The following is a 21628-nucleotide window of genomic DNA, read 5'->3' on the forward strand; positions in this document are numbered from 1 at the left end:
TGTACAAGGGCATTTGAGCCACATTATGTTATATGGTTATATGTTTTTGCGAAATCCGTAAGTGTTTTTCAAAATTCTTTTTGTACCTTTGCATCATGAATCAAGACACAAAAACTCCTCATCCCCTGGTGGCTGTCATCCCCGTGGTGATACTCATCGCTTTCCTCGCCACTGCCATATCCCTGTTCGGCAGTGACTCGCTGAGCGGTGGCAGTCAGATAGCCCTGCTGATGGGCATGGCTGTCTGTGTCAGTATCTCCATGGCGTTATACCGTACACCATGGCGGGTCTTCGAACAACAGATCAAGAAGACGTTAGGAGAGGTGTCCATCACGTTGCTCATCCTGCTCTGTGTGGGCATGCTGTCCGGTTCATGGATGATCAGCGGTATCGTCCCCACCTTAATATATTATGGGGTACAGATCATGTCACCCCAGTTCTTCCTCGTGTCGGCAAGCATCATCTGCGCACTGGTGTCGCTGTTGTCGGGCAGTTCATGGACGACGATAGCCACTATCGGTGTCGCCCTGTTGGGAATCGGTCATGCGTTGGATGTCTCGGAGGCATGGACGGCAGGAGCGATTATCTCCGGTGCTTATTTCGGTGACAAGCTGTCACCGCTGAGTGACACCACCATCCTCGCCTCGTCAGCCACCGGTACCGACCTCTTCGTGCATATCCGCTATATGATGCTGACGACGATACCCACCTTCCTCATCGCCCTGATGATATTCTTCATCGTAGGATTAGGAAACGGAGGTGCCACTGAGCTGCAGGTGGAACAATATACCGAAGGACTCTCACGCACCTTCCATATCTCGCTGTGGACCCTCCTTGTCCCCGTGCTGACTGGTGTGCTGATAGCCCGCAGGGTACCCTCGCTCATTGTCCTTTTCACCTCGTCCATCATGGCTGGTGTGGTGGCACTCATCCTGCAACCCCATATCCTCTGTGAGGTGGCAGGCACTGACAATCTGCTGCGGGGACTGGCGATGACCTATTACGGTGCCACCGCCGTTGACACGGGTAATGCCTCGTTGAACGAACTGGTATCCACGGGAGGGATGGCAGGTATGCTGAACACCATCTGGCTCATCCTCTGTGCCATGTGTTTCGGTGCGGTGATGGTGGCAAGCGGTATGATAGAGAGTCTGACGCGAGTGATTGTCAGTTGGGTGCGCCATCGGGTGTCACTCGTCTCCTCGACCGTCGGCACCGGCATCTTCCTCAACCTCACCACGGGCGACCAGTTTATCTCTATCGTGCTGACGGCAGACATCTTCAAGGAAGTATATGACGACCAGGGGTACGAGACCCGTCTGCTGAGCCGTACCTGTGAGGATGCCGCTACCGTGACATCAGTACTGATACCTTGGAATACGTGCGGTATGACACAGTCAACGGTGTTGGGTGTTCCCACGCTGACCTACCTGCCATACTGTTTCTTCAACCTGCTGAGTCCGCTGATGAGCATCATCATTGCTGCCATCGGCTGGCGTATCGTCAGAAGGAAATCTTAACCCAGTTTTTCACGCAGGAACTTTCCTGTGATGCTCTTTTCACAGGCTGCCACTTCCTCTGGTGTGCCGCATACGACAAGGTCGCCACCTCGGTCACCACCGTCCGGACCGAGGTCGATGACATGGTCGGCACACTTGATGATCTCCATGTTATGCTCGATGACGAGGATGGTATGCCCTCGTCCGATGAGTGCGTCGAAGGCGTGAAGCAGTCGCTGGATATCATGGAAGTGTAGACCGGTGGTAGGCTCGTCGAAGATGAAGAGTGAGGGCTCCTGGCGTTCCTGTCCGATGAAGTAGGCGAGTTTCACACGCTGGTTCTCACCACCAGAGAGGGTAGACGAGTTCTGTCCGAGTTTGATATAGCCGAGTCCCACGTCCTCCAAGGGTTTCAGTCTGTTGACGATCGTCTTGCAGAGGTTGGCAGTTCCTTTGCCAAAGAACTCAAGAGCCTCCGAGATTGTCATGTTCAGTACGTCATCGATGTTCTTTCCCTCATACCGTACGTCGAGGATGTCGTGCTTGAAACGATGCCCGTGACATGCCTCACACTCTAAGACGAGGTCAGCCATAAACTGCATCTCTACTGTGATGACACCAGCACCCTTACACTCGTCACAGCGTCCGCCGTCCGCATTGAACGAGAAATACTGTGACGTGAAGCCCAGTTGTTTCGACAGCGGCTGGTCGGCAAAGAGGTCACGGATGGCATCATAAGCCTTGACATAGGTGGCAGGATTGGAGCGTGTCGACTTGCCGATAGGGTTCTGGTCGACGAACTCGATATGTCTCACAGCGTCATAATCGCCACCCAGTCCCGTATACTCACCAGGAGCATCACACACATCCCCGTGGATGCGCTTGAGGGCAGGGTAGAGGATACCTTTGATGAGGCTCGACTTACCACTGCCGCTGACCCCTGTCACCACCGTCATCACGTTCAGGGGTATGGACACATCGATGCCTCGCAGGTTGTTCATACGTGCCCCTTTGATGTCGATCTTCCGATTCCAAGGGCGGCGACTCTTGGGAACAGGTATCTCCTCTTGGTGCAACAGGTATTTGACGGTATGGCTCTTGGGGAACTTTTTAAGTGATTGCTTATTGATATCCTCGGCATTACCCTCGAAGACAATCTCGCCGCCCAGTCTGCCGGCATCAGGACCCACGTCGATGAGATAGTCGGCAGCCCGCATCATCTCCTCGTCATGCTCTACTACGACAACGGTGTTCCCTAACGCCTGTAGTTCCTTCAGCACTTTGATAAGACGGTCGGTGTCACGACTATGCAGTCCGATACTTGGCTCGTCTAATATATATAAGGAACCCACGAGGGAGGAGCCCAGTGATGTCGTCAGGTTGATGCGCTGACTCTCACCGCCGCTGAGAGAGTTCGACATGCGGTTGAGGGTCAGGTAGCCCAGTCCTACGTCAAGCAGGAACTGCAGACGGGAGTTGATCTCTGTCAGCAGTCGCTTGCCAATCTCCTGCTCCTGTTCGGTGAGCTCCAGCTTGTCGAACCACTGCTTCAGTCGTATAACAGGCATCTCCACCAGGTCGGAGATGCTACGTCCTCCGATCTTCACAAAGTTTGCCTCAGGTTTCAGTCGTGTACCATGACATTTCGGACAGGTCGTCTTACCTCGGTATCGTGCCAGCATCACACGGTATTGTATCTTATACTGGTTCTCCTTCACCATCTGGAAGAAGGCATCGATACTCACCTGGTCGTGGATGTCCTTATGACGCTCGGAGGGCAGCCCAAGCCAGAGCATGTCCTTCTGCTTCTGTGTCAGGTTATAGTATGGCTCAAAGATGGGAAAGTCGTCCTTTGCGGCACGTCGGCAGAACTCATCCTTCCACATGCCCATCTTCTCACCATGCCAGCATACCACACAGCCGTCGTAGACCGACAGGGTGGTATTCGGTATCACCAGATGCTCGTCGATACCTATGATCTTACCGAAGCCCTGACACTCAGGACAGGCTCCTACCGGGGAGTTAAAGGAGAAGAGATTGTCGGAAGGCTCCTCAAACTTCATGCCGTCAGCCTCGAAACGCATGGAGAAGTCATAGCTGAGCATCGAAGGCAGGAACATCAGGCGGCACTCGCCATTGCCCTCATAAAAAGCTGTCTCGGCAGAGTCGACCAGTCTGGAGACAGCATCTTTGGCATCGTCTACCGTCAGGCGGTCGATGACGAGGTAGGGGAGCTCGGAGTACTCTGAGTTCTCTGAGCTCTCTGAGTTCTCTGAGTACTCAGAGATTCTCTGAATATCACCCTTCACGAAGATTCTCGTATAGCCATTGAGCACATACATCTTCAGTTGTTGCTCCAAGGTACGTCCCTCAGGGATGACCACAGGTGCCATCACCACGAATTTCGTCCCTTTCGTGTATTGTTGGGCGCATTGGATGATATCCTCTGTCGAGTGTTTCTTCACCTCCTGTCCGCTGATGGGAGAGAAGGTCCGTCCGATACGGGCATAGAGCAGGCGCAGATACTCATAGATCTCTGTGGTGGTGCCAACGGTGGAGCGGGGGTTGCGGGAGATGACCCGTTGCTCGATGGCGATGGCTGGGGGGATCCCTTTGATGAAGTCGCATTCTGGTTTGTTCATGCGCCCCAGGAACTGGCGGGCATAACTCGACAGGCTCTCCACATATCGGCGTTGTCCCTCAGCATATAGTGTGTCGAAGGCAAGTGATGACTTACCACTGCCGCTCACACCAGCCACCACCACCAGCTTGTCACGTGGGATCTTCACATCCACGTTCTTCAAGTTGTTGACCCTTGCTCCTTTTATCTCAATATAGTCGCTCATGATTTTTCCTTGATATAGTTTGCAAAGTTCGGGAATTTTTCTGAGATACACAAGAAAAAAGTGAGTTACCTTTCCAAGTAACTCACTTTATATATAATAAGGTGTATAATTACAGGATAGTCTTTACTGCCTCCAGCATACCCTTCTCCTGGATCAAGTCGAGGAACTGCTTCACCATTGCGTTCAGACCCTGGATCTTGTTGAGGTCCTCAGCCCAGATAAACTCTGCACCCAGTACACCATCGGCAACCTTCTGGGTGTCACCAGTAGCCCACAGATCCTTCAGCAGATCCATGATCTTCTGGTCGTCATTAGGAACGATCTCTACACCGTCGGCGCGCTTGCCCCCCTTGTAGTAAGTGATGATGGCGGCAAGACCGAATACCAAGCCCTTAGGCAGCTCGCCCTTACGCTCCAGATATGTCTTCACACCGGGGAGGTCGCGAGCCTGGAACTTCGGGAAGCTGTTGAGCATGATGCTCGTAACCTGATGGTCAACGAATGGGTTGTCGAAGCGCTCCAGGACGTCACCGGCAAACTTCTCCAGCTCCTCCATCGGCAGGTCGAGGGTCTGCATGAGCTCGTCGAACTGTACCTTGTGGATGTATTTGGAGATAACCTCATGATTGCAAGCGTCACGAACGATGTTGACACCACTCAGGAAGGCAACAGGACTCAAAACGGTATGCGGACCATTCAGCAGGGTCACCTTACGCTTGTGGTAGGGCTCCTCTGATGGAACGAAGAGTACATGCAGTCCAGCCTTGTCTGCGGGGAACTCCTTGGCAACCTCCTTCGGAGCCTCGATGACCCACAGGTGGAAGTTCTCTGCCTGAACGACAAGGTTGTCGCGATAGCCGACCTTCTCCTGAATCTCTGCAATCTCCTTGCGTGGGAAACCTGGTACGATACGGTCTACGAGGGTAGCGTAAACACCACAGCACTCGTCAAACCACTTCTTGAAGGCTGCGGGCAACTGCCACAGCTCGATGTATTTATTGATGCAATCCTTCAGCACGTGACCATTCAGGAAGATCAGCTCACAGGGGAAGATGATCAGTCCCTTCGTGGGGTCACCGTTGAAGGTCTGCCAGCGGCGATAAAGCAGCTGGACGAGTTTGCCAGGATAGGATGAGGCAGGCTTGTCTTCCAGTTTGCAGGCAGGGTCAAAAGCGATACCAGCCTCTGTGGTGTTTGAGATGACAAAACGAATCTCCGGCTGGTCGGCAAGAGCCATGAAGGCGTCGTTCTGAGAGTAGGGGTTCAGTGCACGGCTGATCACGTCGATACGCTCCAGCGTATTCACCGGCTGACCATTCTCACGACCTTGCAGGTTGACGTGATAGAGACAGTCCTGACCATTCAGCCACTCTACCATACCCTTGTCAATAGGCTGTACGACAACAACGGAACCATTGAAGTTGGTCTTCTGGTCCATATTCCAGATAATCCAATCAACAAAAGCACGGAGGAAATTACCCTCACCAAACTGAATCACCTTTTCAGGCATGACGCTCTTAGGCGCAAAATGTTTGTTTAACGGTTTCATAATAAATAATAATGTTTTAATTGATTTGTTTTATGTCCTGCAAAGATAGTACTTTTTTTCATTATGACCAAATATTGGCACGAAAATTTGCAAACATCAGATTTTTATATTATCTTTGCAGGACTATTGAAAACAATTTTAATGTTAATATAATAATACATTGCTAATCTTATGAGCCAAAAAAGAGTTTATCTCTTCGGTAATGGAAAAGCCGAAGGAAATGCAAAGATGCGTGAGGAACTGGGCGGTAAGGGTGCCAACCTTGCCGAGATGAACCATATTGGTGTTCCTGTTCCTCCAGGTTTCACCATCACAACTGACTGCTGTAATGAGTATTACCAGGTTGGTCAGGAGAAAATCATGGAACTGCTGAATGACGATGTGATGGCAGCAGTTAAGCATATCGAGGACTTGATGAATTGCAAGTTCGGTGATGCCGCTAACCCCCTGTTGGTTTCTGTACGTTCTGGTGCCCGTGCTTCCATGCCAGGTATGATGGATACTATCCTGAACCTCGGTCTGAATGACGAGGTGGCTGAGGGTATGGCAAAGAAGACCAATAATCCTCACTTCGTTTACGACTCTTATCGTCGTTTCGTCCAGATGTACGGTGATGTCGTACTGGAGATGAAACCTGTCAACAAAACCGATATCGATCCGTTTGAGGAGATCATCGAGAAGGTGAAGAAGGAGAGTGGTGTCGTTCTGGATAAGGACCTCTCTGTGGAAGACTTGAAGAAACTCGTTCAGTTGTTCAAGGCTGCTATCAAGGAGCGTACTGGTAAGGACTTCCCCAATGATCCTATCGAGCAGTTGTGGGGTGCTATCTGTGCTGTGTTCCGTTCTTGGATGAACGAGCGCGCTATTCTCTATCGTAAGATGGAGGGTATTCCTGACGAGTGGGGTACTGCCGTATCTGTCATGGCAATGGTATTCGGTAACATGGGTGATACCTCTGCTACTGGTGTTTGCTTCAGCCGTGATGCTGCCAATGGTGAGAACCTGTTCAATGGTGAGTATCTGGTCAACGCACAGGGTGAGGACGTTGTGGCTGGTATTCGTACCCCACAGCAGATCACGAAGATCGGTTCTCAGCGCTGGGCTGAGCGTGCAGGTATTTCTGAGGCTGAGCGTGTTGCTAAATATCCTTCTATGGAGGAGGCAATGCCTGAGATCTATGCTCAGCTGAATGGTATCCAGGAGAAACTGGAGGAGCACTACCGTGATATGCAGGATATGGAGTTCACCGTTCAGGAGGGTAAGTTGTGGTTCCTTCAGACTCGTAATGGTAAGCGCACTGGTGCCGCTATGGTGAAGATCGCCATCGACTTGCTCCATGAGGGTAAGATTGACGAGAAGACCGCTATCATGCGTTGTGAGCCTCAGAAACTCGACGAACTGTTGCACCCCGTCTTCGACAAGAAGGCTTTGACTTCTGCGAAAGTAATCGCACAGGGTCTTCCTGCATCTCCTGGTGCTGCCTGTGGTCAGATCGTGTTCCACGCTGACGACGCTCAGGCATGGCATGCCGATGGTCACAAGGTCGTGCTCGTTCGTATCGAGACCTCTCCTGAGGACCTCGCTGGTATGTCTGCAGCTGAAGGTATCCTGACAGCTCGTGGCGGTATGACTTCTCACGCTGCCGTTGTTGCCCGTGGTATGGGTAAGTGCTGCGTTTCAGGTGTCGGTTCACTGAATGTAAGCTATAAGGACAAGACCGTTGAGATTGACGGCGTTACATATAAGGAGGGTGACTACATTTCTCTGAATGGTACCACAGGTCAGGTATATGCTGGTGAGGTGCCTACTAAGGCTGCAGAACTCTCTGGTGACTTCAAGGAATTGATGGACCTCTGCGACAAGTATACCAAGTTGCAGGTTCGCACCAATGCTGATACTCCTCGCGACGCTCAGTTGGCGCGTGACTTCGGTGCCAAGGGTATCGGTCTGACACGTACCGAGCACATGTTCTTCGAGGATAAGAAGATTATTGCTATGCGTGAGATGATCCTCGCTGACAGTGTCGCTGGACGTGAGAAGGCTCTCGCTAAGTTGCTGCCTTACCAGAAAGCTGACTTCAAGGGCATCCTCGAGGCAATGGATGGTCTGCCCGTTAACATCCGTCTGCTGGATCCCCCTCTCCATGAGTTCGTTCCACACGATCTGGCTGGTCAGGAGACTATGGCAAAGGAGATGGGTGTCAGCGTAGAGGATATCAAGCGTCGTGTTGACTCTCTTGCTGAGAACAACCCAATGCTGGGTCATCGTGGTTGCCGTCTGGGTATCACCTTCCCTGAGATTACCGCTATGCAGACCAAGGCTATCCTGGGCGCTGCCTGCGAGTTGAAGAAGGAGGGTAAGAACCCGATGCCGGAGATCATGGTTCCGCTGATTGGTACGATGTACGAGCTGAAGCAGCAGAAGGAGGTCATCCAGTATGCCGCTAAGGAGGTGTTCCAGGAGTATGGCATTGAGGTAGAGTTTGAGATTGGTACGATGATCGAGATTCCACGTGCTGCCCTTACTGCCGACCGTATCGCTGAGGAGGCTCAATACTTCTCCTTCGGTACTAACGACCTGACACAGATGACCTTCGGTTACAGCCGTGACGATATCGCATCGTTCCTGCCTGTATACCTCGACAAGAAGATCCTGAAGGTTGACCCATTCCAGGTTCTCGACCAGAAGGGTGTAGGTCGTCTCATCAAGTACGCAGTGAACGAAGGTCGTGCCGTACGTCCTGACTTGCGTTGCGGTATCTGTGGTGAGCACGGTGGTGAGCCTTCAAGTGTGAAGTTCTGTGCTAAGATTGGCATGAACTACGCATCTTGCTCTCCATTCCGCGTGCCCATCGCACGTCTTGCCGCCGCACAGGCAGCAGTCGAAGAGTAATTATCACACTGATATAAATTTAAGGGACCTGTCCGTTTGGGCAGGTCTCTTTTTTCGTCTTCAGAAGAAGGCTTCCGACGATTGTAGAGCAAAAATGCCGCAGGATATGCGATATTTTGTGTTTTTATTTGGTAGTTCAGCGTTATTTTCGTATTTTTGCCGCAGAATTTGCGACGTTAATCGCTGTTTTATGTCGCCCAAAGTAGGAATGCATTATGTATATACACGAAAGAGACAATTGGACAAACTTCCGTTGGGACACTTCGCAGGTGTCACTCCTTCAAGAGAAGGTATTCCGTAAACAAGGTCTGCTTTACGGGAGGTTGAGCTCTCTGGGCTTTGACAGCAAATTACGTGCGATGGCAGAGAACCTGACATACGACGTAGTGTATTCTTCGGAAATAGAAGGAATCCGGCTGAACGTGGATCAGGTTCGTTCGTCTATTGCCAGAAAGCTTGGCATTGAGAACGTGAAATATACTGCTCCTTCGCATTATGTCGATTCCGTTGTTGGTGTGATGCTCGAAGCGGTTCAGCATTATGATATGCCCCTCAGTAAAGAGAAATTGTGCGCTTGGCAAGCCGCTTTCTTTCCAACAGGCTATAGCGATGGCGGGCAGATAGAGATTGGTAAATATAGAACAAACGAGGAGCATATTGTTAGCGGGATGTTCGGACGTGAGAAGATCCACTATATCGCTCCATCGCCTGACCGTGTTGAAGAGGAAATGCAAAAGTTCCTCACCTGGTTTGATGGGGAAGAGCAAGTGAGCAGTGTTATCCGTTCTGCCATCGCTCATTTCTGGTTTGTGAGCATCCATCCGTTTGAGGATGGCAATGGTCGATTGGCCCGTATCCTTTCAGACATGCTTCTGGCACGTGGCGAAAAGAGTGAGTTCCGCTTCTACAATGTCTCATCACAGATTAACAAGGACAAGAACCACTATTACGACATCTTGGAGCGGATGCAGCATGGCGATGGTGACCTTACTGAGTGGTTGGTGTGGTACATGCAGAAGTTGGTGGATGCGCTTGACGAGGCAGACACCATCGTCACCACAATCCTGAATAAGAGCTTCTTCTGGCAGAAGGCATCGGTAGTTCCAATGACAGAGCGTCAGACACAGATGCTCAATCTCTTTCTTGACGGCTATGAGGCAAAGATAACGTCAAAGACGTGGGCATCATTGGCCAAGTGCTCGAAAGACACAGCTATACGTGACATACAGGACTTGATTAACAAGAACATCCTGAAAGAGGACATTCCAGGAGCCAAGCGTCCAAGTTACTCCATCGTCTATGATGCTGAGGACATGACGCAATTCTTCGCAGAGATAAGCATTACTGAAGAAAATGGCATTCCATATCTCAATGCCTTGTATAAAGGTAAGAAACCAATTTGCGAAAGAATTCTCAGACTCGATGCTGACCGATTCCAGAAAGGCGATTTGCCATTGTCTAATCTACTCAGTAAATACTGTTCGTATATAGTTGCAAGTAATAGAGAATAGAAAAAATAGAAATGTAAACATATGAATTTAAAATTATGACCAGAGAAGAATCAAGAGCACGTAACGCATTGGAGAAAGTCTCAAATAAGTGTAGGAAACAAGTTGCAAAGAAGTTTGGTTGGAAACAAAGCGGCTATCTCAATTGGAGAATAGATTCAGGCTATTATTTCAGCTTGTGTCATTTGGTCTTGGAACAGGTTGAGCTTTCCGTGAAGCCATACTTTATTGATGATTTATGGTGGGACATATTTGAGTTGCCCGAATGCAAACAAGCACCAAAAAGTATAAGAGGCAAGGGGAGTTTTGCTGTTCCAGATGTACACTTAAAGGAGTACTTTGTCTTTGATACAGACAAAATTCCTGTTTACACAGAAGATGATGTGGTCGCCCGATGGGAAAGCACGTTCAATACCATAGAATCAGACATTGCTCATTTCCTCAGCGAGAATCCCAATCCCGATGCTTTTTGCCCAACGGGGCGAACTAACCGCATTTACGAACTAATGATGGACATACACTTAGGTAATCTTGACCAAGTTCAAGAAAAGATTGAATTATCCAAGACAAACCACATTGGAGTATTCTTTCAGGGGCCCAAAGGTTATGATTATGAATATATTGAAAGATGGCTGAGTGGTCAGAAGCGGTAAATTTCAATTTAGCGAAAAACAAGAAAATGACATAGAAATAGATTTTTCTGCCGTAAAAACACGTTTTCGTTGCCATGAGCGTGTAAAAACGTGCAGAATGTGTCGTAAAAGAGTCGCCAGTAGTTTACAATAACTCTGTAACTCGTTGATAATCAACATCTGTTAGCCGCCGCCCAGGCAGCAGTCGAAGAGTAATTATCACACTGATATAAAGAGAAGGGACCTGTCCGTTTGGGCAGGTCTCTTTTTTTAATGTTGAACAGGTAATAGCAAAAGTACTTATGTCTATGCATGATGACGTACCGCATCCAACCAAGGTTCAGATAAAGATTACCAATCTTGACAAGAGGCAAATACAGTTGTATCAAAAGATAATACGATAACAGATGTGCTATATGAACTGTCAACAAATTAGATTTCACTTTATTTCGGTTGAAGACTCATACGGTAATCGCTGGGCGACTGGCCAAGATGCTTGGTGCAGTAACGGCTGAAGTAAGAGAGCGATGTAAAATTCATAAGTTCTGCTATCTGGGTGAGGGACAGGCGTTCATTATTCAGATAGTCTTTTAATATAGGTACGGTGTGTCGGTCGATGTATGAGGTGACACTGTGTCCTGTCACGCGTTTGACGGTGGCCGAAAGATATTTAGGAGATACGTTCAGTCGCTCTGCATAGTAACTCACATCACGCTCTGTTCGACTGATGCCAGTAGCAAGCAGAGCCATCAGTTGTTTTACAATGTAGGCTGTGCGGTCAGTATGCGAATCGGTGGCTTCACGTTGAGCATGGGCCTCGAAGATGTCGTATATCATCGTCAGACAGAGACTGCCCATTAGCTCGCGATAGAACTGCAAGTGGCGGTCGTCCATGCGGTCGCGCAGACGATGGAAGTCCTCTCTCAGGTGCTGAGCCTGTTCTTCAGTTAGTTTGATGACAGGGTCTTGGTTCAGCGAGATACTGCCACCGATGCTGTAGTTGTTCGACGGCAGCAGGTTCTGCAGGAACTTATAATCAGCAGCAAACCATTCTACCTGCAAGTCATCATGTGCCGCCAGATTGCAGATACGATCAGGCATCGGTATCACTACCAGGTCGTTTTTGACAATGTGATAGCAATGCTCATTAAATACAAAACTTGCCTCACCTGTCAAGCAAAGCAGATGCATGCAGGTGTGGCTCAACTCATAGGAATTCATCCCATAGAAGTCTGTTGAATATTGAAAATCTGCCTTCATGACTGACAAAATTGCGATTAAGCGAGCGCAGAAAGCTTGCTTTTTGCCGAGCATGAGCAAGTTCGCGCAGTTTTACTGCGCAAAATTACACATTATTTTATATATAAAAGAACGATTTAGGCAAAAAGTGAAAATTGTGATGCAATTTGTGAAATCAAAGTGCCGGAAAATCGTTGTACCTTTGCACCGTGAAACTTAAAAAGAATAAGATAATGGATTTCAGAATGCAAGACCGCATGGAGTTGAAGGCATTAGTAGACTTCTATGCAACAGAGAGTGACAAGAACAACCAGGACTGCTACGTTGAGATTTTCCGTCCTGACATCAAACTGAACGTGTATTTCGGTGGTAAGCTGGGCATGACAGCAAACGACGTGCAGGACATGATCCGTCAGTACAAGGCTTTCGGTGCCGCTAAGGTGTCGTTCCACATGAACGGACAACAGAACGTAGATTTCGTAGATGAAACTCATGCCACAGGCACATGTTATGCATTGGCAACACTGGTTACTGAGCAGGACGGTAAGGATGTGCTGACCACTCACGCCGTACGCTACTATGACAAATACGAGAAGATTGATGGTCGCTGGTGGATAAGTGAGCGTGAGCAGCATTTCGAGTGGTCAACAAATCAGGCTCTGGGATAATATGGGCAAGTCATTGAAACTGATACTTGCATCAACTCTGTGCATGCTGGTTTATACTGCTTGTGGTGGGAACAGCAAGAAAGAGACTGATGCGAATAAACAAACAACGACAAACGGGAAAACATTTATGGCAAAAGACGGAAAGGCAATTGTAGTGTTCTTCTCGCATGCGGGAGACAACTACGCAGTAGGAAACATCGAAGTGGGCAACACAAAGATTGTGGCAGACTACATCACGGAACTGACAGGTGCTGAACAGTTTGAAATCATCACGCACAAGTATGACGGAATGGCGTACAATCCGCTGATCAAACTTGCGAAGGAAGAGGCTAAGAACGGTGAGTTGCCTGAATATGAAGGCGACATCGACCTAAACAAATACGACACTGTGTTTATCGGTGGCCCCGTATGGTGGGGCACTTATCCTCAAGTAATGTTTACCTTCTTCAAGAAGCATGTTAATGACCTGAAGGGTAAGACCGTCATTCCTTTCACCACTCACGAAGGTTCTGGATTGGCCAACTGTGTGGAGGATGTGAAGGAAGCATTCCCTGGGGCAAATGTCACCAAGGGCTTCAGCATCTACGGTCACGAGGTGCGCACAGAAAAGAAAAAGGTCGAGAAGTGGCTTAATAGTTTAGGATATTAATAACGAAGATTATGGAGTATATTAAACTATCAAACGGTGTCAAGATGCCGACATTGGGCTACGGCGTGTTTCTGGTAAGCCCTGACGAGTGTGAGCGTTGTGTAAGTGATGCGCTGAGTGTGGGCTATCGCCTGATTGACACGGCACAGGCCTACCAGAATGAAGAGGGTGTGGGTAATGCCTGGCGCAAGAGTGGCATCAAGCGCGAGGATCTGTTCCTTGTAACGAAGGTGTGGATATCGAACAATGGCGAGGAAAAGGCTGCCAAGAGCATCGACGAGAGCCTGCGCAAGTTGCAGACGGAGTATATCGACCTGCTGCTCATCCATCAGGCTTACGGCGACGTGTTCGGCACATGGCGGGCTATGGAGAAAGCTTATCGTGCAGGTAAGGTTCGTGCCATCGGTGTGAGCAACTTCCAGGCTGGCCGTTTCTTCGACTTCGCCCACTATGTAGAGCTGAAACCGATGGTGAATCAGTTGGAGTGCAACACGTTCTCTCAGCAAACAGGAATCGAGCCGATTCATGGCGAGTTTGGCACCAAGATGATGGCTTGGTATCCACTTGGCGGACAAGGTACTGACGGCATCGTAAAGAGTGAATTACTGGCTTCTATAGGTGCCAAGTACAACAAGACCGCTGCTCAGGTAGCCCTCCGTTGGCTCACCCAGCGTGGCATCGTGGCTATTCCTAAGTCGAGCCACAAGGAGCGCATGGCGCAGAATATCGACATCTTCGACTTCTCGCTGAGCGACGAGGAGATGGTTCATATAGCCAAGATGAACCAGCACGACGCAGGCACCAGAGATTTCGGTGACCCGCAGTTTGTGAAGTACTTGATTGAAACTTACGGTTAAACGAGAGCAGAGGGTGGATCAGGTGCGATTATCTCGTCACAAAGCGGTCATCGTCTGCCAGCCTTATCGCAGGAACAGAACGAGGCTTTAGCCACAACTCCTGTTGATAAGCTGCTGGAATTTCCGTTCTTGAAGGAGATCAACGACACACTAAATAGCCACCCACTTCCGTTATTTTGAAAAACAAATAAAAGTTATGGAAGATACTTACGGTTGTAATCTGATTAACGCGAAGCATGACGGACGACAAGTAAAGGAGTTCGTTGGCAAGTATCATGTGCACGTCCTTGTACGGCAGGGACAGATGACTTCGCGCTGTTCCGCAACCGTCTGTTGATGCCCGATACAGGTTTCAAACGTGAGATATTAGGCCGTGTGATGCAGATATTCATTTATTTGTACGCAAAATAATATAAATTAACATCTGATTAATATGGATAAGATAGTGTTGATAACAGGTGCGACGAGTGGTATAGGACTTAGTTGCGCGAGGAAATTCGCAGAGAATGGTGACAGGCTGATACTGACAGGACGTAACGCTCAAAAGCTCGAGGAGATTCGTCAGGAGCTGACAGCCAAAGGTACTGAGGTCATCACCTTGGTCTTTGACGTGAGAGACCGTGAGAAGGCTACGAGACTGATGGACGAGTTGCCGGCAGAATGGCAGGCTGTCGACGTGTTGATAAACAATGCCGGTCTGGCACTGGGCTTGGAACCTGAGTATGAGGGTGACCTCGATGAATGGGAGACGATGATAGATACGAATATCAAGGGTCTGTTGACGATGACGCGTCTTGTGGTACCTGGAATGGTGAAACGCAATCGTGGTCACATCATCAATGTCGGTTCTGTGGCAGGTGACGCCGCCTACGCTGGAGGGAATGTCTATTGTGCGAGCAAGGCTGCCGTAAAGGCTCTGACAGATGGACTGCGCATCGATGTGGCAGACACCGCCATCCGAGTGACCAACCTGAAACCTGGTCTCGTTGAGACGAATTTCAGCAATGTCCGTTTCAGGGGTGACAAGGAGCGTGCCAAGAAACTATATACGGGTATCATGCCCTTGACAGGTGATGACATCGCTGATGTCGCCGTCTATGCCGCCAATGCTCCTGAGCATGTGCAGATCGCAGAGGTGCTTATCCTTGCCACCCATCAGGCGAGTGGTAGTGTGATCGTAAGGAAATGAGATCGTAGAGGCAGCGTGATCCATGTAAAGAGGCAGGCTCATCGATGTGAAGAGCCTGCCTTTGCAGTTGTTGGAAGCTTCCTAACCGGTTGTCGACTCCAGTCAGCAACCCTGTCGACTCCAGTCAGCAACCCTGTCGACTCCAGTCAACAGACCTGCTGACTCCAGTCAACCGGTGGGAATCGTCGTCAGACTTGTTGTCTCGTTGCTTCCATATTACTTCTCCAGTCCTTTGCTGTTCATCAGCATGTCCACCAAAGGTTTGTCCTTGAAGTCGTGTTTCTTCTGATCCCAGAAGCCGAAGTCGGCATCATAGCACCATGTGGTCCATGCGATATTGAACTCGTCAAACACAGTCAGCATATCTTTCGTCCACTTATAGGCAAGTTCACGGTCTACTGGCTCATAGACACCCCACTCACCACAGAACAGTTGCAGGTTGTATTTCTTCGCAGCCTCGATGGCGTCCTTGAAGTCTGCGCGGATATGGTCGATGTTCCATACCTCTTTGGTATATGGCTCCAGTTCAGGTTTCAGTGAGTCTGGTGCTGCCTCATAGTCTTCCTTCGAAACCAGGACACCAGGATAGTTGATCTTGCCGGTATACTTGCCGAGGGGAGTCCACCATGCGCCGTAGTGTGTCAGGAGCATGGGGTTATAGTAATGGAAGGACAGTACGATGTTCTTGTCACCCTCAGGTACTTTCAGGTATTTCATGGTCTGGTAGCCTTGCCAGAGATTAGAGCCGATGACCAGTGTGCGCTGTGGCTCCCGCTCACGCAAAGCCTTATGTACCTTGGCAATCAACTGGTTCCATTGCTCGTGGTCTTCTGCTACGGGTTCGTTCATGAACTCATAGGCGACAGAGTCTGTGCTGTAGCCTTTTAGCTCGTCCGACAGCTGGTACCACATGTTGATAAGGTCCTGCTGTGCTTTCTCCGAGGTAAACAATGTGTTGGCATTGGCACCATCCTCGTTGACGGCATTGAAGTAGTGAGAACGGATGATGTGCAGGTCGACGATGGCACGCAGATGGTGCTTGCCACACTGGTCGAGGGCGAAGGTCAGCAGTTTCCATGCCTCAGGCAGCTTGTTGCCCTGCTCATCCCAGAACTGTACCTCATCGATGGGGATACGTACGAAGTCGAAGCCTAATGAGTCCAGTCGTGCGAAGTCGTCTTCCTGGATATGCTTCTCACGTGCCTCACCACGGTCCTCATTGTTCTGCGACAGCCAGTGGCTCAAGTTTGTTCCGCGTTTAATGCGGAAGTTGTTCTCTCCGTCATTTGTCTCATTCTTGGTGGCGCAGGCGCTTAGTACTAACATCGTCACAGCGATTAGTGCCAGGGAAAATAATAAATGCTTCATGTTTTTTGTTTTTAGTTAAAAATAATTCTGCTTTGCTGCAAAGGTAAACATTATATTTTGAAACACAATGGTTGTCATAGGAAAAAATATAAATATAGTTGCAATTATGCCTCTTCCTCTATCTTCCGTATAAGGAAGAACTGACGGGTCTTGAGGAAATAGAGAAGGACACCGGCGGCATTCGTGATGGCGACCGTCCAAAAGGCAGCTGTATAACCAAAAAGCTCGGCGATGGCTCCACCGGCAAGGATGCCGAGTCCCATACCGATATCCCAGGAGATAAGAATGGTGGAGTTGGCAGTGCCGCGCTCGTTATGATGCGCCATCGATATCATCATGTTCTGGAAGGCTGGCCACATATGACCGTTACCCAAGCCGATGAGGATGGCGGAGGAATAATATCCGAACATGTTTGGTGATGCCACGAAGAGTGTGTAGCCTACTAAGGAGATGACCATACCCTCTGAGGCGTTATGGGTAAGCAGTCCTTTGCGCAGAGCCTTGCCACCTTGCAGGCGGGAGAGGATGAGTCCGATGGAACAGAGCATGAACCATGTTCCTGTGCCGCCAGTGATACCCATCACCTGTTTGCCGTAGATGGCGAGATAGTTGCTCAACACACCGAAGCAGAATCCGAAGAACACCATATTCACTCCCAACAGCCAGCCTCGGGCGAGGAAGAAACGGTCTAATGAGAGTTTACGAGGTTTGATGGTCGGTGGCTGACGGCTGATGTCGGATGTCTGACCTCTTACATCATTCTTCTTATTTTTTACTTCTATCGTCGCGTCGACAATCCAGCCGAAGACGGCGATGGCAAAGGCAAGCCAGAACAGAAGCTCGAAGTTATGGGTCTCCGCATAGACAAAGATGGCGAAGGAGGGTGCTATCGCCATCGCGAGGTTGTTAGAGAGTCCGTAGTAGCCGATACCCTCGTTGCGACGGGATGATGGTAGTACGTCAATGGCAACGGTAGAGTTGGCAACAGTCAAGGCGCCGAAAGGACCTCCGTGTAGTGTCCTGACGATGGTGAAGAGCAGGAGAGTGCCTGCGGCGAGATAGCCTGCGAAAAAGATGGCAAAGGCTGCAAAACTCACCAGTAGTACGGTCTTACGAGGAAACGAGTCGACGAAATAGCCGCTGAATGGTCGGAAGAGGAGTGCCGTGATGGTATAGCCAGACAGCACCAGTCCGATGACGTCCTTCGTCGCTCCAAACGTCTCACTCAGATAGAGGGGTAGTAATGGGGTGAGCAAATAAAAGGCGAAGAACAGCGAAAAATTTGCTGTCATCACCTTGATATAGTTACTATTCCAGAGTCGTTCCATCTCTTTCTGGATTTTTTAGAGACTCCAGAGTATCTAGTATTGTCTTAACGCAGAGAGTAGTTCGTTATTCTCGCTCTTCATACCGATGGTAACACGCAGACAGTTGTGACAAAGCTGTACACGGGTACGGTTGCGGACGATGATACCCTTGTCGACCAGATAGTCGTAAATCTTCTGCGCGTCTGTCATCTTGGCGAGGAAGAAATTGGCATCCGTCTTATACACCTCCTCGCAAATGGGTAGCTCAGCAAATGCTTGCATGAGTCGACTGCGCTCGGCAAGGAGTGTCTTCACCCACTTGTCTATCTCGTATGGGTCCTTCAATGCCTCCAGCGCTTGTTGCTGAGTGAGCTGGTTGACATTATACGGATACTTCACCTTATTATATATTGATATAATCTCTTTGGAGGCGAAAGCCATTCCGAGCCGGATAGCAGCCAGTGCCCATGCCTTACTCATCGTATTGAGAACGATGAGGTTGGGGTATTTCACCAATTCCGTGCGGAGAGTCTGTTGTTGGGCGAAGTCGCTATATGCCTCGTCCACAATGACGATTCCCTCAAAAGCCTCAATGACCTTGATGATCTCATCGCGGTTGAGTGAATTACCCGTAGGGTTGTTGGGAGAGCATAGCCAGATCATCTTCGTATGGCTGTCACAAGCCTTGAGCAAGTCCGTTGCTTGGAAGTCGTAATTCTCGTCTAAACGTACAGGACGATACTCTATGTCGTTAATGTCGGCACATACCTTATACATCCCGTAGGTCGGTTCGATGGCAACCACATTGTCCTTGCCCGGCTCACAGAAGATCCGGTAGGGTAGGTCGATTGCCTCATCGCTGCCATTACCCAGGAATATCATCTGTTCTGGGATGCCCTTTATCTTGCTTATCTGTTTCTTTAACTCACGTTGCAATGGATCTGGATAACGGTTGTAGGGCGCACCGTATGGATTCTCGTTGGCATCAAGGAACACATGTGCCTCCTTCCCAGAGTATTCGTCACGGGCACTGCTGTATGGTGCCAGACTCCAGATGTTTTTTCTGACTAATTGCTCAAGTGGTTTCATAGGGCGGGTAGGTATGTTAGGGGAGTTAGGTGTGTTAGGTGAGACTCTTAATACGAACAGTCATCGCATTCTTATGGGCATCCAGTTGTTCTGCCTCAGCCATGAGTTCTACAGCATGACCGATATGGTGGATACCTTCTTCAGTAAGATGCTGGAATGTGATCTTGCGACAATAGCTGTCGAGATTCACACCATTATAGGCTGTGGCATATCCGTGAGTGGGGAGTGTATGGTTTGTGCCGCTGGCATAGTCACCGGCACTCTCACAGGCATAGGATCCTAAGAACACACTGCCTGCGTTTATGACCTTCTCTGCCAGTTCTTCGTAGTTCTTGGTCTGTATCACCAAATGCTCTGGTGCATAGAGATTCGTTAATGCCATCATCTCGTCATAGTCTTTGACGAGTACATAGCAACTGTTCTCTAATGCTTTGGAAGCCAGTTCTTTGCGTGGTAACACTTCAAGTTGTTTGTCAACCTGTTGATGGATCTCCTCCAGTTTACTCTCAGAGGTTGTGATGAGCAGAACCTGAGAGTCAATACCGTGCTCAGCCTGCGACAATAAGTCGGCAGCAACAAACTCAGCATTGGCAGTCTCATCGGCAAGGACACAGACCTCGGATGGTCCTGCGGGCATGTCGATAGCCACCTCGTCAAGACTGACCTGTTGCTTTGCCGCCATCACATATTGATTACCAGGACCGAAAATCTTAAAGACCTTAGGAACGGATTCCGTACCGTATGCCATCGCACCAATAGCCTGTACACCGCCGGCTTTGAAAATCTTGCTGACACCAGCGACACGGGCGGCATAGAGGATGGCAGGATTCACTTTGCCTTCCTTGTTGGGAGGAGTGCAGAGCACGATTTCTTTACAGCCAGCGATCTTGGCAGGAGTCGCAAGCATCAGGACGGTAGAGAAAAGTGGTGCCGTGCCGCCAGGGATATAGAGTCCCACCTTCTCGATGGCAACACTCTTCTGCCAGCAGGTCACTCCTTCCTGGGTCTTGATCTTCTGTCCTACGAAACGCTGGGAGATATGGAATACTTTGATGTTATGATGAGCGAGGATGATGGCGTCCTTCAAGTCGTTGCTGATAGCCTGCTCCGCCTCGTCCATCTCCTGCTCAGTGACAGCAAGAGAGGTAAGTATTGCCTTGTCGAACTTCTCCTCATATTCCTTTACCGCTGCATCTCCTCGCTGTCTCACGTCTGCAAGGACGCTGCTCACCGTAGCGTTCAGCTTCGTCAGGTCGAGTCGTGGACGTTCTACGATCTCTGCCCATTGCTCCCGTTTCGGATATTTAATGATTCTCATTTCAATTTTCAATCCTTTAGTTCTTCAGTCTTTAAAGAATCATTTTCTCAATTGGTGTCACTAAGATACCCTGTGCTCCCATCTCCTTCAACTTACCGATAATCTCCCAGAAACGTTTCTGGTCAAGGACGGTATGAACAGAGCACCACTCGTCGTCGGCGAGGGGGATGATGGTAGGACTCTTTAAGCCTGGCAATACGTTGATGATTTCCTGTAGACGGGACTTGGGGGCATTCATGCGTACATATTTCTTGTCCTCAGCATCTTTCACCGCCTTGAAGCGGAACAGCATCTGCTCCAGGATATCACGCTTCTCCTGCGTCATTCCCTTGTGTCCGATCAGCAAAGCCTCACTTTCCATCACTACCTCTACCTCTCGGAGATTATTGCTCACAAGGGTAGAGCCACTGCTGACAATATCAAAGATGCCATCTGCAAGACCGATGCCCGGGCTGATTTCCACAGAACCGGTGATGACATGAATCTCAGCATGGATACCTTTCTTTGTCATGAACTGACGGAGGATATTGGGGTAGGAGGTGGCAATTTTCTTGCCATTAAACCACTCTACACCCTGATAGTCGATTTCTTTGGGGATGGCAAGGGAGAGACGGCATTTGGAGAATCCTAGGCGAGAGATGACTTCCGCATCTTCACCTCGCTCTACAAACTCGTTCTCACCGACCACACCGATGTCGGCAACACCACTTGCCACACTTTGGGGAATGTCATCATCACGGAGATAGAGCACTTCCAATGGGAAGTTGCCCGACTGAACCAATAGTGTGCGTCGTCCTGAACTAACCTTGATATCTGCCTCTGCGAGCAGGTTCATGGTGTCGTCAAACAGACGACCTTTTGACTGTACTGCAATTCTTAACATATAACTAATTAGCTAATTTAGTGCGCAAAGGTACGCATTTCTCATCATATTTGCAAGAAAATGTTTTGTTTTGTGCTCGCTTAATCGTACCTTTGCACTCAAAATTCAAAGATTTTGACGCAAAAGAGTATATAT

At 49.3% G+C, this 21628-nt stretch carries 17 protein-coding genes; 9 read left to right on the forward strand and 8 right to left on the reverse strand.

The window, feature by feature from the left end; all coding sequences use genetic code 11:
• Positions 1 to 95: 95 nt before the first annotated feature.
• Positions 96 to 1520, forward strand: a complete 1425-nt coding sequence (locus BM257_RS03210) for a Na+/H+ antiporter NhaC family protein (protein ID WP_092068182.1) — start codon at positions 96 to 98, stop codon at positions 1518 to 1520.
• Here the strand turns inward: BM257_RS03210 and uvrA are convergent.
• Together uvrA and BM257_RS03220 are read right to left on the reverse strand one after the other, a co-directional pair.
• A complete protein-coding gene (gene uvrA / locus BM257_RS03215; RefSeq protein ID WP_092068184.1) occupies positions 1517 to 4345 on the reverse strand; it encodes an excinuclease ABC subunit UvrA in 2829 nt (942 codons plus the stop codon). The genes BM257_RS03210 and uvrA overlap by 4 nt on opposite strands.
• A 109-nt stretch (positions 4346 to 4454) precedes the next feature.
• Entirely contained in the window at positions 4455 to 5894 is a 1440-nt protein-coding gene (locus tag BM257_RS03220) for a tagaturonate reductase (protein ID WP_092068186.1), read from the reverse strand.
• A gap of 171 nt (positions 5895 to 6065) precedes the next feature.
• On the opposite strand from BM257_RS03220, the gene ppdK reads away from it, so the two are divergent.
• The 3 genes from ppdK (at position 6066) to BM257_RS03235 (ending at position 10947) form a co-directional block, all read left to right on the forward strand.
• Positions 6066 to 8786, forward strand: coding sequence for a pyruvate, phosphate dikinase (gene ppdK / locus BM257_RS03225; protein WP_092068188.1), 2721 nt, complete (start codon positions 6066 to 6068; stop codon positions 8784 to 8786).
• A 215-nt stretch (positions 8787 to 9001) separates the two neighbouring features.
• On the forward strand, positions 9002 to 10297 hold the full coding sequence (locus BM257_RS03230; RefSeq protein WP_092068190.1) for a Fic family protein: 1296 nt from the start codon (positions 9002 to 9004) through the stop codon (positions 10295 to 10297).
• 35 nt (positions 10298 to 10332) lie between these two features.
• Positions 10333 to 10947, forward strand: coding sequence for a hypothetical protein (locus BM257_RS03235; protein WP_092068192.1), 615 nt, complete (start codon positions 10333 to 10335; stop codon positions 10945 to 10947).
• Positions 10948 to 11370: 423 nt separating this feature from the next.
• On the opposite strand, the gene BM257_RS03240 is transcribed toward BM257_RS03235, so the two are convergent.
• Positions 11371 to 12186 (reverse strand): helix-turn-helix domain-containing protein, encoded by an 816-nt coding sequence (locus BM257_RS03240; protein WP_255405475.1) that lies wholly within the window; start codon positions 12184 to 12186, stop codon positions 11371 to 11373.
• A gap of 212 nt (positions 12187 to 12398) precedes the next feature.
• Here BM257_RS03240 and BM257_RS03250 point away from each other — a divergent pair, with 212 nt between their 5' ends.
• From BM257_RS03250 to BM257_RS03265, 5 genes are all read left to right on the forward strand, one after another.
• Complete coding sequence (locus BM257_RS03250) at positions 12399 to 12833, forward strand: nuclear transport factor 2 family protein (protein WP_092068196.1); 435 nt, start codon at positions 12399 to 12401, stop codon at positions 12831 to 12833.
• A 127-nt stretch (positions 12834 to 12960) separates the two neighbouring features.
• Entirely contained in the window at positions 12961 to 13482 is a 522-nt protein-coding gene (locus tag BM257_RS03255) for a flavodoxin (protein WP_255405476.1), read from the forward strand.
• Between the two features lie 11 nt (positions 13483 to 13493).
• Positions 13494 to 14339, forward strand: a complete 846-nt coding sequence (locus BM257_RS03260; RefSeq protein ID WP_092068200.1) for an aldo/keto reductase — start codon at positions 13494 to 13496, stop codon at positions 14337 to 14339.
• 196 nt (positions 14340 to 14535) lie between these two features.
• Positions 14536 to 14676: a hypothetical protein gene (locus BM257_RS14695; protein ID WP_177215996.1), complete on the forward strand. Its 141-nt coding sequence runs from the start codon at positions 14536 to 14538 to the stop codon at positions 14674 to 14676.
• A gap of 96 nt (positions 14677 to 14772) precedes the next feature.
• Positions 14773 to 15528 (forward strand): SDR family oxidoreductase, encoded by a 756-nt coding sequence (locus BM257_RS03265; RefSeq protein ID WP_092068202.1) that lies wholly within the window; start codon positions 14773 to 14775, stop codon positions 15526 to 15528.
• A 216-nt stretch (positions 15529 to 15744) separates the two neighbouring features.
• Here the strand turns inward: BM257_RS03265 and BM257_RS03270 are convergent, their stop codons facing one another.
• The 5 genes from BM257_RS03270 to hisG all read right to left on the reverse strand — a co-directional run bounded on the left by BM257_RS03270 (position 15745) and on the right by hisG (position 21493).
• The gene (locus BM257_RS03270; RefSeq protein ID WP_092068204.1) at positions 15745 to 16896 is read right to left on the reverse strand and encodes a glycoside hydrolase family 5 protein; all 1152 of its coding nucleotides are present in this window, start codon (positions 16894 to 16896) and stop codon (positions 15745 to 15747) included.
• A 104-nt stretch (positions 16897 to 17000) separates the two neighbouring features.
• The gene (locus BM257_RS03275) at positions 17001 to 18224 is read right to left on the reverse strand and encodes an MFS transporter (protein WP_092068206.1); all 1224 of its coding nucleotides are present in this window, start codon (positions 18222 to 18224) and stop codon (positions 17001 to 17003) included.
• A gap of 33 nt (positions 18225 to 18257) precedes the next feature.
• Positions 18258 to 19292: a histidinol-phosphate transaminase gene (gene hisC / locus BM257_RS03280; protein WP_092068208.1), complete on the reverse strand. Its 1035-nt coding sequence runs from the start codon at positions 19290 to 19292 to the stop codon at positions 18258 to 18260.
• Between the two features lie 34 nt (positions 19293 to 19326).
• Positions 19327 to 20610: a histidinol dehydrogenase gene (gene hisD / locus BM257_RS03285; RefSeq protein ID WP_092068210.1), complete on the reverse strand. Its 1284-nt coding sequence runs from the start codon at positions 20608 to 20610 to the stop codon at positions 19327 to 19329.
• Positions 20611 to 20641: 31 nt separating this feature from the next.
• Positions 20642 to 21493 carry an ATP phosphoribosyltransferase gene (hisG, locus tag BM257_RS03290; protein ID WP_092068212.1) on the reverse strand — a complete coding sequence of 284 codons (852 nt, stop codon included), beginning with the start codon at positions 21491 to 21493 and terminating at the stop codon, positions 20642 to 20644.
• Between the last annotated feature and the right edge of the window lie 135 nt (positions 21494 to 21628).

The sequence above is a fragment of the Prevotella sp. tf2-5 genome (assembly GCF_900115435.1).
Taxonomy (GTDB): domain Bacteria; phylum Bacteroidota; class Bacteroidia; order Bacteroidales; family Bacteroidaceae; genus Prevotella.